Raw genomic sequence first — 13,369 nt, forward strand, 5'->3', positions numbered from 1 at the left:
AACGTTCGAGGCTGGCGGCAAATGGTCCGGGTGCTGGGCATAGAGACGAGTTGCGACGAGACTGCGGCGAGCGTCGTGGCGCTGGCCGGCGACGGCGCGCCGCAGATCCTGTCCAATGTGGTGCTGAGCCAGATCGAGGAGCATGCCGCCTTCGGCGGCGTGGTGCCGGAGATCGCCGCGCGCGCCCATGTCGAGGCGCTGGACGGCATCGTGGAGGCGGCGCTGGCCGATTCCGGCACGTCGCTGGCCGATATCGACGCCGTGGCCGCCACGGCGGGGCCGGGGCTCGTCGGCGGGCTGATCGTGGGGCTGATGACGGCGAAAGCCATCGCCGCGGCGAGCGGCAAGCCGCTGCTGGCCGTCAATCATCTGGAAGGCCATGCGCTCACCGCCCGCCTCACCGACGGCGTGGCGTTTCCCTATCTGCTCCTGCTGGTCTCCGGCGGCCACACCCAGATCCTGCTGGTGCGCGGGGTGGGTGACTACCGGCGCTGGGCCACCACCATCGACGATGCGCTCGGCGAGGCCTTCGACAAGACCGCCAAGATGCTGGGCCTGCCCTATCCGGGCGGCCCCAACGTCGAGAAGGCGGCCGCAAGCGGCGATGCCGCCCGCTTCCCGTTCCCGCGGCCGATGAAGGGCTCCGCCCAGCCCGATTTTTCCTTTTCCGGGCTCAAGACGGCGGTGCGGCAGGCGGCCGAGGCGGTCGCGCCGCTCACCGACCAGGACGTGGCCGACATCTGCGCCTCCTTTCAGGCGGCGGTGGCCGATGCGCTGGCCGACCGGGTGCGCCGCGCGCTGGAGCGGTTCCGCACGGAATTTCCCGATGCGGCCGAGCCGGTGCTGGTGGTGGCCGGCGGGGTGGCGGCCAACCGCGCCGTGAAGGCGACGCTGGAGGGCCTGTGCCGGCAGGCCGGCTTCCGCTTCGTGGCGCCGCCCTTGAAGCTGTGCACCGACAATGCCGCCATGATCGCCTGGGCAGGGATCGAGCGGCTGCGCGCCGGCCTGCCGCATCAGGACGCTTTCGGCTTCGTGCCGCGTTCGCGCTGGCCGCTGGATCAGGTGTCGGCGCCGGTGGTCGGCTCCGGCAGGCGAGGGGCCAAAGCATGAGCGGACAGGGCATGAGCGGCCGGGGCATGAGCGCGAAGCAGACAAGGCGTCGCATCGCCGTGCTGGGCGGCGGCGCATGGGGCACGGCGCTGGCGCTGGCCATGCTGCGCGCCGGCCATGCGGTGGCCCTGTGGGCGCGAGACGCGGGGATGGTCGATGCGATCCGACGCGGCGAGAACCCGCGCTACCTGCCCGGCATCTCCTTCGGCGCCGGCATCGAGGCGACGACGGACCTGGAGGCAGCGCTGTCCGGCGCCGAGCGGGTGCTGGCGGTGACGCCGGCGCAGTCGCTGCGCGCCGTGCTGGGCGAAGCCGCAGCGCATATGCCGGCAGGCGCGCCGCTGGTGCTGTGCGCCAAGGGCATCGAGCGCGACACGGGAGAACTGATGTCGGGCATCGTGGAGGACATGCTCCCCGGCAATCCGATTGCGGCGCTGTCGGGCCCGAGCTTCGCCGTCAACGTCGCCCGCGGCCTGCCGACGGCGGTTGTCGTGGCCGCCCGCGACGAGGCGCTGGCCGCCTTGCTGGCCGCCGAGTTCTCCGCCGACAATCTGCGCTGCTATTCCAGCGACGACCTCGTCGGCGTGGAGATCGGCGGCGCGCTGAAGAACGTCTTCGCCATCGCCGCCGGCGCGGTCACGGGGGCCGCGCTCGGCGCCAGCGCGCAGGCGGCCATGGTCACGCGCGGCTTCGTGGAGCTGCGGCGCATCGGCGCCGCCTTCGGCGCGCGGCCGGAGACGCTGATGGGCCTTTCCGGCCTTGGCGATCTGCTTTTGTCGTGCTCGTCGGTGCAGTCGCGCAATTTCGGCTACGGGCTGGCGCTCGGCCGCGGCGAGGAGCTTGCCGGCCGGCCGCTGGCGGAAGGCGTGCCCACGGCCGCGATCGCCGCCCGCATCGCCGCCGAACGCGCCATCGATGCGCCGATCATCTCGGCCGTCGCCGCCATCCTGGAAGGCAGCATCACCATCGGCGAGGCGGTGATGGCGCTGATGACGCGGCCGCTGAAGACCGAAACCGAGGAATAGGGACAAGAAAATGCTGTTTGCGCTCATCTGCAGGGACAAGCCCGGCCATCTCCAGACCAGGCAGGACACGCGGCCCGCGCATGTCGCCTACCTCAACGCGCTCAACGATCGCGGCGCCCTGATGTTCGCCGGACCGTTCCATGATGGCCAGGGCAGCCCGGACGGCAGCCTCGTCGTGATATCCGCCGCCGACAGGCCATCCGCGGAAGCGATCGCGGCGGACGATCCCTATGCCAAGGCCGGCCTGTTCGAGAGCGTCGAGATACGGCCGTGGAACTGGGTGTTCAACAAGCCGGCGGGCGCCTGAGAAAAGGGGAGGAGGCGATGAACCACTGGCTGTTCAAATCCGAGCCGTTCAAGTTTTCCTTTGACGATCTCAAGAAGAAGGGCAAGGCCGGCGAGCAATGGGACGGCGTGCGCAACTACGCCGCTCGCAACAATATGCGCGCCATGCAGATCGGCGATCTCGGCTTCTTCTACCACTCCAACGAAGGCCTCAACGTGGTCGGCATCGTCGAGGTCTGCGCGCTCGCCCATCCCGACACCACCACCGAGGATCCGCGCTGGGAGTGCGTGGACATCCGTGCGGTGCGCGATGTGCCGAACCCGCCGACGCTGGCCGAAATCAAGGCCAACCCGAAATTGTCCGAAATGGCGCTGGTGCGGCTCGGCCGTCTTTCCGTGCAGCCGGTGACCCCGGACGAGTGGCGGGAGGTCTGCCGCATGGGCGGCCTCGACCCGGCGCCGTGACGCTGGGCATCGCCGACGCCGAACGCTTCATCCGCTCCAACACGGCGCTGACGGCGCCGCCGCATGTGCCGCAGCTACGTCTGCATCTCGCCGACGAGGCGCATGCGCTGTGGCAGCGCACCGAGGAGGAACTGGCCGAGATCGGCCTGCCGCCGCCCTTCTGGGCCTTCGCCTGGGCCGGCGGGCAGGGGCTGGCGCGCCATGTCCTCGACCATCCCGAGACGGTGCGCGGCCGCCGCGTGCTGGACTTCGCCTCCGGCTCAGGGCTGGTCGCCATCGCCGCCATGAAGGCGGGCGCGGTCGAGGCGGTCGCCGCCGACATCGACCCGTTCTGCGAGGCCGCCATCCGGCTCAACGCGGAAGCCAACGACGTCGCGGTGCGCTTTCTCGGCGCCGATTGCATCGGCACGGACGACGGCTGGCAGGTGGTGCTGGCCGGCGACGTATTCTACGAAAAGCCCTTCGCCGACCGGCTTGTGCCCTGGTTCGCCGCCTTGAAGGCGCGGGGCGCCGAAATCCTGATCGGCGATCCGGGCCGGGCCTATCTGCCGAAGACGGGGCTGGAGAAGCTTGCCGTCTACGAGGTGCCGGTGACGCGCGCGCTGGAGGATGCCGAGGTCAAGCGCACGACGGTGTGGCGGTTCTAGGGTCAGGACCGAAAAGTGGAATCGGTTTTCGGAAAATCCGATGCTCAAACAAAGAGTTAGATCGCCAGATTGCGTCCGTTGGGATGCACGGCGATCTAAAGCGGCTTTGCGGCCCAGGCTTCCAGCCGGGAGTCGCGCAGGTCGCGGATCGAGCCAAGCCGTTCCCGCTCCACCGTGCGGAGCATGTCTTGCACGATACGGCACGGCAGCCCCGGGCCGGCATAGATCATGCCGGTGTAAAGCTGCACTAGGTCGGCCCCGGCGCGGATCTTTTCCATTGCTGTCTCCGCGCCGTCGACGCCGCCGACGCCGATCAGTGCACGCTGCGGCCCGAGCAGCTTGCGCATCTTGGCCAGCGCGATGGTCGAGCGCTCGAATAGTGGCTTGCCCGAAAGCCCGCCGGCTTCGCTCGCAAAGGCCGGCGTCCGCAGGCGCGGCCGCGAGATCGTGGTGTTGGAGACGATCACGCCGTCGATGCCCTTTTCGGTCACTTCGGCGGCGATGTCCTCCAGTTCGGCCTCGGCGAGGTCGGGCGCGATCTTGAGGAAGACCGGCGGCCTGGCCGAGCCGGCATTGCGCGCCGCCACCACCCGCGCCAGCAGTTCGGCAAGCTGGGCGCGCGCCTGCATGTTGCGCAGGCCGGGCGTGTTGGGCGAGGAGATGTTGACGGTGAGGTAGGAGGCGAGCGCGGCGAAGCGGGCCACGCCTTTCTCATAGTCGGCGATGCGGTCGGCGCTGTCCTTGTTGGCGCCGACATTGACGCCGACGATCCCCGGCCGGCCCTGACGCGCGGCAAGCCGCCGGGCCGCCGCCTCGTGGCCTTCGTTGTTGAAGCCCAGCCGGTTGATGACCGCCTCGTCCTCGACGAGCCGGAAGATGCGCGGCTTGGGGTTGCCCGGCTGGGGCTCCGGCGTGACGGTGCCCGCCTCGGCAAAGCCGAAGCCGAGACGCAGCAGCGCGTCCGGCACCTCGGCGTTCTTGTCGAAGCCGGCCGCCATGCCGAGCGGGTTCGGAAAGTCCAGTCCGCACAGGCGAACCTTCAGCCGCGGGTCGCGCGGGGCGGTGCCGGCCGTGGGCAGGCCGCAGCGCAGCGCCGCGATCGACATGCCGTGCGCCGTCTCGGGATCGAAGGAAAAGAGGACGCGCCGGCCCAGCCGGTCGATAAGGCTCATTCTTCCTCCAGCGGCGGAAATTCATGCCGGCCGTCGGCACCGAGCGGCAGCGGCCGCACCCAGGCGACGGCCGAAAGATCCAGCGCCGTAAACAGATGCGGAAACAGCGCGCCGCCGCGCGACGGTTCGTATTTCAGCGCGGGGCCGAGCTTTTCCTCGTCGATCGCCACCAGCAGCAGGCCGGCCTGGCCGGCAAAATGCTTCGCCGCCGTTTCCGCCACCTGCCCGGCCGTGGAAAAGTGGATGAAGCCGTCGGCGAGGTCGACCGGCGCACCGGCGAAGCGGCCGGCCCTTTCCGCCTCGCGCCACAGCGCCTCGGGCGCGATCTTGTAGATGAAGCGTGACATGGCCGCGCTATAATCCGAATGTAGCCGCTGGGAAAGGGCGCGGCGCAGGTCGTCCCCATTTCCGGCATAAAGCCGCGCCAATCTGGGCGACCCTCGCAAGGAGAAAAAGATGCGCCCGACAAACGCCGCCATTTTCGCAGTCCTGGCCGTGCTGCCCGCCCTGCCGGCGCATGCAGGCGAAGCTCCTGCCGATCGCTACAGGCTGGAGAAGTCCGCCGAGGGTTATGTGCGTATGGACACGCAGACCGGCGCCATGTCGCTATGCGAGGAAAAATCGGGCCAGCTCATCTGCCGCATGGCCGCCGACGAGCGCACGGCCCTGCAGGACGAGATCGGCCGCCTGGAAGGTTCGGTGAAGGCGCTGGAGGAGCGGGTCACCCGGCTGGAGAACACGCCTTCCGCGCGCCTGGAATCCAACCTGCCGACCGAGCAGGAGTTCGAGAAGACGATGGGCTATATGGAGCGTTTCTTCCGCACGTTCCTCAACATCGTCAAGGATTTCAGCCGCGAGGACGACAATGCGGCCAAGCCTGCCCCCGACCGCACATGAGGCGCGGCAGCGTCTCGGTGTGGGGAAAACCGCTCCTGGCTCCGTTGCGCGCTTGAAAATGCCGCCGTGCACCGCATAATCGCGGCGAGCTGAGCCCATAAGAACAGACGACGGGGTCGGGGAGGACCATTTGCCGGCAGGCCACAGCTTCGTCATCGCCGACGACCATCCCCTGTTTCGTGGTGCCTTGAAGGAGGCGCTGGCCGGCATCGGCGATGTCGCCGCGATCCATGAGGCGGGCGATTTCGAGAGCGCCAAGGCGCTGCTGCTCGCCAACGAGGACGTCGATCTCGTGCTGCTCGACCTGTCGATGCCCGGCGCCAGCGGGCTTTCCGGCCTGATTTCGTTGCGCGGCATCCATCCGACCGTGCCCGTGGTGGTGGTCTCGGCGCATGACGATCCGGTGACGATCCGCCGCGCGCTCGATCTCGGCGCTTCCGGTTTCATCTCCAAGTCGGCGAGCATGGACGACATCCGTGGCGCGGTCAGCGCCGTGCTGGCCGGCGACATCGCCGCACCGGTCGGCATGGACCTGGGCGTGGAGCGGGACCCGGAGATTTCCGACCTTATCTGCCGCCTGCAGACGCTGACGCCGCAGCAGACGCGCGTGCTGGGCATGCTGGCGGAAGGGCTGCTCAACAAGCAGATCGCCTATGAGCTGGGCGTCTCGGAAGCCACGATCAAGGCGCATGTCTCGGCCGTTCTGCAGAAGCTCGGCGTCGACAGCCGCACCCAGGCGGTGATCCGGCTTTCCCGGATCGGCGACGACCCGTTGCCGGCGATGGGCTGAAAGCGGCCGCCTTCCGTTCATTCCGCTGCAGGCTGCTCTGCGTCTTTCTGCTCCGCGTCGGCTTGTCCCGGGGTCGGTTGCCCGGGGCCTTGCTGTTCGGGGGGCGCGCCAAATGGCTTCAGCCGCGCCAGGATCGAGCGCAGGGCGGCCGGCTTCAGCGGCTTGTTGACGACCGGCACGTCGAGCGCGGCCGCAGCGGCGCGCACCTCCGCGGTGCGGTCGGCGGTGACCAGCACGGCCGGGATGCCCTCGCCATGCAGCGCCCGCATGCCGACGATCGCATCCAGCCCGGTTTCGCCGTCGAGATGGTAGTCGGCCAGGATGATGTCGGGGCGCGGTGCAGCGGCCGCCCCGGCCTCGATGTCGGCGGAGCCGGCATAGGTTTCCACCGCGCAGCCCCAGCCTTCCAGCAGAAGCCGCATGCCTTCCAGGATGCGCCTGTCATTGTCGATACAGGCCACCGCCAGTCCCGCAGCCGTCGCGCGCAGGGGTGCCCGGTTCGCTGCCTGCCGCGGCGTCCGCTGGCCTTGCCGCACCGGCATCAGCACGGAAAAGCGCGTGCCCCGGCCGAGGTCGGAGGCGATGCGGATCTCCAGCCGCAGCACGCGGGCGATGCGGTCGACGATGGACAGCCCCAGGCCGAGCCCGTGCGCCTCGCGCGCGCCTTCCTCCAGCCGGGTGAATTCGCGGAAGACGGTGTTGAGCTTGGCCGGCGCGATGCCGATGCCGGTGTCCATGACCTGCAGCTCGGCCAGCTCGCCGCGGCGGCGCACGCCGACCAGGATGCGGCCCTGCCGCGTGTATTTCACGGCGTTGGAGACCAGGTTCTGGACCAGCCGGCGCAACAGGTTGCGGTCCGTGCTGGTCCACAGGGACGACGGAACGATGACCAGTTCGAGCCCCTTGGCCGCCGCCATGGGCTGGAAGTCGGTGCTGATCTGGCGCAGCAGGCCGTCGAGGCGGAAGACGGTTTCCACCGGCTTCAGGGCGCCCGCGTCGAGCCGGGAGATGTCGAGCACGGCGCCGAGGATGGTCTCCACCGATTCCAGCGAGGATTCGATGTTCATGGCGGCCTCGCCGGCCGGCCCCTTGCCGGCCTTCTCGATCAGCGAGGCGCAATAGAGCCGCGCCGCGTTGAGCGGCTGCAGGATGTCGTGGCCGGCCCCGGCAAGGAAGCGGGTCTTGGAAAGGTTGGCCTCCTCGGCCAGCATCTGCGCCTGCGCCAGTTCCTCGTTGACCCGGGTCAGCTCCGCCGTGCGGCTTCTCACGCGCTGCTCCAGCGATTCGTTGGCACGCTTCAATGCCAGGTCCGCGGCCACCTGGGCGGAGATGTCGGCATAGGTGGCCACAAGGCCGCCGTCCGGCATCGGCGCCGAACGCAGCTCCAGTATGCGCCCGCTGGTTTCCAGCTCCACCTGCCAGGGTCCGTCGAAGCTGGTCAGCCGGTTGAGCATGGTCACCTGGCTGTCGGGGGCGATGTCGCCGCGCTCGGCGAGGTGGCGCAGGATGCGGTCGAGCGAAACCCCCACCTGTCCCATGTCGTCCGGCAGGGAAAACAGCGCGCGGTACTGGCGGTTCCAGCAGATCAGCCGGAAATCCTTGTCGAAGACGGTGATGCCCTGCTCCATCTGGTCGAGTGCGATCTGCAGGAGGTCGCGATTGTGCTGCAGGGCCTCCGTGGCGTCGTCGAGCAGCCGCAGCGCATCGCGCGAGCCGGGATCGTTGCGGCGGAACAGCAGCGACAGGATCAGACGCGCCGAGGAGGAGCCGACGGCGCTGGCCAGCAATTGCTCGGAGAAGCGGATGACCTCCATCGAGGCCGGCTCGTGGCCGTGCAGGGTTGTGGCGTTGGACGCCTCGAAGGACTGGAAGGAACGCTCGGTGCGTTCCACGCCGAGATAGCGCGAGATGGTGTCCTTGAGGTCGTTGATGGTGGTGGAGGTGCGGAAGCGCCTCAGGTTGGGCATGGGGCTGGCCTCGCGCGGCACGAAGATCGCGGCCTGGATGCGCTCCAGCGGCACTGATGCGCGCGACAGCGAGCCCAGCACGAAGAACAGCGTGTTGACCGAAAGGCTCCACATCACGCCGTGGTTCAGCGGCTCGGCCACCGTGCCGAACAGTTGCTGCGGTTTCAGCGCCTCCAGGCCGAACAGGCCGCCGGCGACGATGGCGTTGTCAGCGGCCGCCAGCGAGGGGAACAGCAGCGTATAGGCCCAAACCAAGATGCCCGCCGCCATGCCCAGCGCCGCGCCCCTGCCGTTGGCGCCGCGCCAGATCAGGCCCCCGATCATGGCCGGCGCGAACTGGGCGATGGCCGCGAACGACATCAGCCCGATGGAGGAAAGGCGGGCGCTGTCGGTGGAGGCGCGATAGTAGAGGAAGGCGACGAACAGCATGACGAAGATCGCCGCCCGCCGCACGTTCAGGATGAGGCTGGACCAGTTCTCGTTCTCCGAACGGGCGGTCCTCATCAGCCGCCGCACGAACAGCGGAATGACCAGGTCGTTGGAGATCATGATCGACAGCGCCACCGTCTCCACGATGACCATCGCGGTGGCCGCGGAGAAGCCGCCCACGAAGGCGATGTAGGCCAGCAGGTCGTGGCCGGTGAGCAGCGGCAGCGCCAGCACGTAGAGGTCGCTGCCGGTGCGGCCGCCCACGGTGACGAGCCCGGCAAGCGCGATGGGCAGCACGAACAGGTTGATGGCCACCAGATAGGCCGGGAACACCCAGGCGGCCGTGCGCAGCTCGGTTTCGCTGCGGTTCTCGACCACCGTGACGTAGAACTGCCGCGGCAGCATCAGTATGGCGAAGGCGCTCAGCCCGGTCAGCACCAGCCAGGAGGCGAGCGAAGTGCCGTAGCCGATGGATTCCCGCACGCGCGGCTCGCTCGCCAGCGTGTCGACCAGCGCTCGGGGGCCGTCGAAGATCACGAACGTCACGGCAAGGCCGATGGCCAGGAAGGCGGCGAGCTTGACCACCGATTCCACCGCCACCGCCAGCACCAGCCCGTCCTGATGCTCGGTGGCGTCGGCGTGCCGGGTGCCGAACAGCACCGAAAACAGCGCCAGCAGCATCGCCACGATCAGAGAGATGTCGCTGACGAACGGATCGAAGGAAGGCGGTGCGCCGGAATAATGCTCGATCATGAGGCTGACCGAGCCGGAAATCGATTTGAGCTGCAGCGCCATGTAGGGCACCGTGCCGATGGTGGCGATCAGCGTGGCGATCGCGGCCACGGTGAAGCTCTTGCCGTAGCGCGCGCCCAGGAAGTCGGCCACGGAGGTGATCTTCTCGGCCTTGGCCAGCCGCACGATGCGGCGCAGCAGCGGAAAGCCGAACACGAACAGCAGGACCGGGCCGATATAGATGCCCAGGAACTCCGGCCCGCGCTCGGAAGCCAGCCCGACCGAGCCGAAAAAGGTCCAGGAGGTGCAGTAGATGGCCAGGCTGAGCGCATAGATGAAAGGCCTCGGCCGGCCGGGGCCGTGAGCCGTCGCGCGCCGGTCGCCGAGACTGGCGACGGCGAACAGGAACGTCACATAGGCGAGCGCCACGATGACGATGGACCAGCCCTGCACGCTGTGTGCTCCTCCCTGACCACGGCTTCGAGGCAATCACAGCTTCGCGGCCGCGTCCACCACGACGTTGGCCTAAGGGATCGAACGGGCCCAGGGCGCGACGACGATTGCCGGCACGTTTGTTTTCCAGTTTTTCAACCGCAGGTTTTTGCTATTGTGGCGCGCCGGCGACAGAATCGGAGGCCGGAGGCGACATTGTCGCCCGTCGTCACTAGGAGGACCGGATGCTCAAGGAATTCCAGGAGTTTATCTCTAGAGGCAACGTCATGGACCTGGCGGTCGGCGTCATCATCGGCGCGGCCTTCGGCAAGATCGTCGATTCGCTGGTCAACGACATCATCATGCCGATCATCGGCGCGCTCTTCGGCGGGCTGGATTTCAACAACTACTACCTGCCGCTTTCTTCCGCGGTAAACGCCCCGACGCTCGCCGCCGCCAAGGCGCAGGGCGCCGTCTTCGCCTACGGCAGCTTCCTCACCGTGGTGCTGAACTTCATCATCCTGGCCTTCATTATCTTCCTCATGGTCAAGATGGTGAACAACCTGCGCCGGCGTCTGGAGGGGGAGAAGCCCGCGCCGGCACCCGCCGCACCGCCGGCCGACGTGGCGCTGCTGACCGAGATCCGGGACCTGCTGGCCAAGAAGTAGCCTGCGGCCCTGCGCTGGACCAAGGCCCCGGCCGGTTGCGGCCGGGGCTTTTTTCTTGCGCGTGATGTAAGACGTGCCGAAATCGAAATATGGACCTTGCAATGACCCTACTCGACACTCTTCGCGCGGAAGCGCTGGCCGCGCCCGAAAGCGGCATCGTCGCCGTCATGAACCACGGCCGTGCCCGCGAGGGCCTGATCCCGCTCTGGGCGGGCGAGGGCGACCTGCCGACGCCCGCCTTCATCGCCGACGCGGCTTCCCGGGCGCTGGCGGGGGGCGAGACCTTCTACACCTGGCAAAAGGGCATTGTGGAGCTGCGGCAGGCGCTGGCTGCCTACTACCTGCGCCATTTCGGGCGCGCCTTCGACCAGGAGGAATTCATCGTCACCGGGTCGGGCATGCACGCCATACAACTTGCCATCGACGCGGTGGCCGGCAAGGGCGACGAGATCATCCATCTGTCGCCGGCATGGCCGAACCTCGCCGCCGCGGCCGGCGTGGCCGGCGCCCGGCCGGTCGCCGTGCCGCTCGACTATTCGGACAATGGCTGGTCCTGCGACGTGGGCCGGATCGAGGCGGCAATCACGCCAGCCACGCGGGCGATCTTCGTCAACAGCCCGTCCAACCCGACCGGCTGGACCGCCGACCATGACACGCTGCGCGCCATCCTGCAGCTTGCCCGCGACAAGGGCCTGTGGATCATCGCCGACGAGATCTATGCGCTGTTCTATTATGGCGGCGCGCGCGCTCCCTCCTTTCTCGACGTGGCGGCGGAGGACGACCGCATCCTCTACGTCAACAGCTTCTCCAAGAACTGGGCCATGACCGGCTGGCGCATCGGCTGGCTGAAAGTCCATCCCTCGCTTCAGCAGGTGTTCGAGAACCTGATCCAGTATTCCACGTCGGGCGTCGCGCAGTTCATGCAGCGAGGTGCAATTGCCGCGCTGGACGAGGGCGATGCCTTCATCGCCGAGCAGGTGGAACGGGCAAGGCAGGCGAGGGATCTGGTTTGCAACATACTGAGCCGGACCGGCCGTGCCCGCTTCGCCGTGCCGCAGGGCGCCTTCTATCTGTTCTTTACCATCGACGGCATTGCCGATTCCCGCCAGGCCGCGTTCGACATCGTCGACCACGCCAATGTCGGCCTGGCGCCGGGAACGGCTTTCGGCGAGGGCTGGAACCCGTTCTTCAGGCTGTGCTTCCACCGCCGTCTCGACCAGGTCGAGGAGGCCGCGCAGCGGCTCGCGCGGTGGATCGAGACGGTTTGATCTGCTTCGAAATTTCCGGCGGCGTCAGCCGCCGGACTTCGGCACCAGAAGCGGGATGATGCGTTCGCTGGCGGCGACGGCAGGCTGGCCGGCCTTGCCGTAGGGTATGCCCAGCGCGTCCCAGGTCTCGATCAGCGCATCCTTCAGCGTGTCGATCAGCGCATCCGAATGGAACGGCGTCGGCGTGATGCGCAGCCGCTCGGTGCCGCGCGGCACGGTCGGGTAGTTGATCGGCTGGATATAGATGCCGTGCACGCCCAGCAGCCGGTCGGTCGCCATCTTGCACAGTTCCGGATCGCCTACCAGCACCGGCACGATGTGGGTGGCCGATTCCATCACCGGCAGGCCGGCTTCGGCCAGCACCTGCTTGGTGCGCGCCGCCTGCCGCTGCTGCGCATCGCGCTCGGCCTGCGAGGCCTTGAGATGGCGGATGGAGGTGGCGGCGGCCGCAGCGATGGCCGGCGGCAGCGCCGTGGTGAAGATGAAGCCCGGCGCATAGGAGCGCACGGCGTCGATCACGGCGCTGGTGCCGGTGATGTAGCCGCCCAGCGTGCCGAACGCCTTGGCCAGCGTGCCCTCGATGACGTCGATGCGGTGGGCCAGCCCCTCGCGCTCGGTGATACCGCCGCCGCGCGGGCCGTACATGCCCACCGCATGGACCTCGTCGATATAGGTCATGGCGTTGTATTTTTCGGCGAGGTTGGCGATCTCCTCGATCGGGGCGATGTCGCCGTCCATCGAATAGACGCTTTCGAACACGATCAGCTTGGCGCGTTCGCGGCCCGCCGTCTGCAGCAGGCTTTCCAGATGGGCCACGTCGTTGTGGCGGAAAATCTTCTTCTCGGCGCCCGAACGGCGCACGCCCTCGATCATCGAGGCGTGGTTCAGTTCGTCGGACAGGATCAGGCAGTTGGGCAGCAGCCGCGCGATGGTCGAGATCGACGCTTCGTTGGAGACGAAGCCCGAGGTGAACACCAGCCCGGCCTCCTTGCCGTGCAGGTCGGCCAGCTCGGCTTCCAGTTCGACCAGCGGGTGGTTGTTGCCGGAGATGTTGCGCGTGCCGCCGGCGCCGGTGCCGATGCCGCCCGCCGCCTTCTGCATGGCCGCCACCACGTCCGGGTGCTGGCCCATGCCCAGATAGTCGTTGGAGCACCAGACGGTGATCTCCTGCATCCGGCCGTTGGCACGCCAGAGCGCCTTGGGGAACTTGCCCACGATGCGTTCGAGGTCGGCGAAGACCCGATAACGCCGCTCCGCGTGGAGCTGATCGATCGCTTCCTCGAAGAATCGGCGGTAGTTCATGGTGTCGTCCCAGGTTTTGCGCGGGATCATAATCATTGCCTTACCCATCGTCTATCGTGCTTGCGCGGTCAAAATGCCACGCCCGAACCGACCTGACCGCGCGGCCTCAAGAAGCGCGGCGGCAGGCCTGGCGCGTTGATGTGGATCAAGTCTGTTTCAAGACGATGCCGCCTGGCGCCG

General features: G+C 68.1%; 13 protein-coding genes. 9 read left to right on the plus strand and 4 right to left on the minus strand.

What is annotated here, in order from left to right; genetic code table 11:
• Positions 1 to 21 precede the first annotated feature (21 nt).
• Genes tsaD through ACTDI4_RS06500 form a run of 5 tightly spaced genes read left to right on the plus strand, consistent with a single transcriptional unit; the run spans position 22 to position 3,532 of the window.
• Complete coding sequence (gene tsaD, locus ACTDI4_RS06480; RefSeq protein ID WP_442840361.1) at positions 22 to 1,110, plus strand: tRNA (adenosine(37)-N6)-threonylcarbamoyltransferase complex transferase subunit TsaD; 1,089 nt, start codon at positions 22 to 24, stop codon at positions 1,108 to 1,110.
• The gene (locus ACTDI4_RS06485; RefSeq protein ID WP_442840362.1) at positions 1,107 to 2,135 is read left to right on the plus strand and encodes an NAD(P)H-dependent glycerol-3-phosphate dehydrogenase; all 1,029 of its coding nucleotides are present in this window, start codon (positions 1,107 to 1,109) and stop codon (positions 2,133 to 2,135) included. The genes tsaD and ACTDI4_RS06485 overlap by 4 nt, the downstream gene beginning before the upstream one ends.
• 10 nt (positions 2,136 to 2,145) lie before the next feature.
• On the plus strand, positions 2,146 to 2,442 hold the full coding sequence (locus ACTDI4_RS06490; protein ID WP_442840363.1) for a YciI-like protein: 297 nt from the start codon (positions 2,146 to 2,148) through the stop codon (positions 2,440 to 2,442).
• A 17-nt stretch (positions 2,443 to 2,459) separates the two neighbouring features.
• Entirely contained in the window at positions 2,460 to 2,885 is a 426-nt protein-coding gene (locus tag ACTDI4_RS06495; protein ID WP_442840364.1) for an EVE domain-containing protein, read from the plus strand.
• Positions 2,882 to 3,532 (plus strand): class I SAM-dependent methyltransferase, encoded by a 651-nt coding sequence (locus ACTDI4_RS06500; protein ID WP_442840365.1) that lies wholly within the window; start codon positions 2,882 to 2,884, stop codon positions 3,530 to 3,532. Before ACTDI4_RS06495 ends, ACTDI4_RS06500 begins: the two co-directional genes overlap by 4 nt.
• A gap of 95 nt (positions 3,533 to 3,627) precedes the next feature.
• Here the strand turns inward: ACTDI4_RS06500 and ACTDI4_RS06505 are convergent, their stop codons facing one another.
• Complete coding sequence (locus ACTDI4_RS06505; protein ID WP_442840366.1) at positions 3,628 to 4,704, minus strand: quinone-dependent dihydroorotate dehydrogenase; 1,077 nt, start codon at positions 4,702 to 4,704, stop codon at positions 3,628 to 3,630.
• Entirely contained in the window at positions 4,701 to 5,051 is a 351-nt protein-coding gene (locus ACTDI4_RS06510; protein ID WP_442840367.1) for a DUF952 domain-containing protein, read from the minus strand. Before ACTDI4_RS06510 ends, ACTDI4_RS06505 begins: the two co-directional genes overlap by 4 nt.
• Before the next feature lie 109 nt (positions 5,052 to 5,160).
• On the opposite strand from ACTDI4_RS06510, the gene ACTDI4_RS06515 reads away from it, so the two are divergent.
• Both ACTDI4_RS06515 and ACTDI4_RS06520 read left to right on the plus strand, forming a co-directional pair.
• Positions 5,161 to 5,601 carry a hypothetical protein gene (locus tag ACTDI4_RS06515; protein WP_442840368.1) on the plus strand — a complete coding sequence of 147 codons (441 nt, stop codon included), beginning with the start codon at positions 5,161 to 5,163 and terminating at the stop codon, positions 5,599 to 5,601.
• 130 nt (positions 5,602 to 5,731) lie between these two features.
• Positions 5,732 to 6,391: a response regulator transcription factor gene (locus tag ACTDI4_RS06520; protein WP_442840369.1), complete on the plus strand. Its 660-nt coding sequence runs from the start codon at positions 5,732 to 5,734 to the stop codon at positions 6,389 to 6,391.
• A 17-nt stretch (positions 6,392 to 6,408) separates the two neighbouring features.
• Here the strand turns inward: ACTDI4_RS06520 and ACTDI4_RS06525 are convergent, their stop codons facing one another.
• Positions 6,409 to 9,972 (minus strand): PAS-domain containing protein, encoded by a 3,564-nt coding sequence (locus ACTDI4_RS06525; RefSeq protein ID WP_442840370.1) that lies wholly within the window; start codon positions 9,970 to 9,972, stop codon positions 6,409 to 6,411.
• Between the two features lie 224 nt (positions 9,973 to 10,196).
• On the opposite strand from ACTDI4_RS06525, the gene mscL reads away from it, so the two are divergent.
• Positions 10,197 to 10,619: a large conductance mechanosensitive channel protein MscL gene (gene mscL / locus ACTDI4_RS06530; RefSeq protein WP_442840371.1), complete on the plus strand. Its 423-nt coding sequence runs from the start codon at positions 10,197 to 10,199 to the stop codon at positions 10,617 to 10,619.
• A gap of 101 nt (positions 10,620 to 10,720) precedes the next feature.
• Complete coding sequence (locus tag ACTDI4_RS06535; protein WP_442840372.1) at positions 10,721 to 11,887, plus strand: pyridoxal phosphate-dependent aminotransferase; 1,167 nt, start codon at positions 10,721 to 10,723, stop codon at positions 11,885 to 11,887.
• Between the two features lie 24 nt (positions 11,888 to 11,911).
• On the opposite strand, the gene hemA is transcribed toward ACTDI4_RS06535, so the two are convergent.
• Complete coding sequence (gene hemA, locus ACTDI4_RS06540) at positions 11,912 to 13,189, minus strand: 5-aminolevulinate synthase (protein ID WP_442843282.1); 1,278 nt, start codon at positions 13,187 to 13,189, stop codon at positions 11,912 to 11,914.
• Between the last annotated feature and the right edge of the window lie 180 nt (positions 13,190 to 13,369).

Origin of the sequence: Mesorhizobium sp. PUT5 (assembly GCF_052216645.1) — a bacterium.
Classification (GTDB): domain Bacteria; phylum Pseudomonadota; class Alphaproteobacteria; order Rhizobiales; family Rhizobiaceae; genus Mesorhizobium.

Coding starts and splice junctions, on each gene's coding strand:
- tsaD (WP_442840361.1), top strand. CDS start 22: ATGGTCCGGGTGCTGGGCATAGAGACGAGTTGCGACGAGACTGCGGCG.
- ACTDI4_RS06485 (WP_442840362.1), top strand. CDS start 1,107: ATGAGCGGACAGGGCATGAGCGGCCGGGGCATGAGCGCGAAGCAGACA.
- ACTDI4_RS06490 (WP_442840363.1), top strand. CDS start 2,146: ATGCTGTTTGCGCTCATCTGCAGGGACAAGCCCGGCCATCTCCAGACC.
- ACTDI4_RS06495 (WP_442840364.1), top strand. CDS start 2,460: ATGAACCACTGGCTGTTCAAATCCGAGCCGTTCAAGTTTTCCTTTGAC.
- ACTDI4_RS06505 (WP_442840366.1), bottom strand. CDS start 4,704: ATGAGCCTTATCGACCGGCTGGGCCGGCGCGTCCTCTTTTCCTTCGAT.
- ACTDI4_RS06510 (WP_442840367.1), bottom strand. CDS start 5,051: ATGTCACGCTTCATCTACAAGATCGCGCCCGAGGCGCTGTGGCGCGAG.
- ACTDI4_RS06515 (WP_442840368.1), top strand. CDS start 5,161: ATGCGCCCGACAAACGCCGCCATTTTCGCAGTCCTGGCCGTGCTGCCC.
- mscL (WP_442840371.1), top strand. CDS start 10,197: ATGCTCAAGGAATTCCAGGAGTTTATCTCTAGAGGCAACGTCATGGAC.
- ACTDI4_RS06535 (WP_442840372.1), top strand. CDS start 10,721: ATGACCCTACTCGACACTCTTCGCGCGGAAGCGCTGGCCGCGCCCGAA.
- hemA (WP_442843282.1), bottom strand. CDS start 13,189: ATGAACTACCGCCGATTCTTCGAGGAAGCGATCGATCAGCTCCACGCG.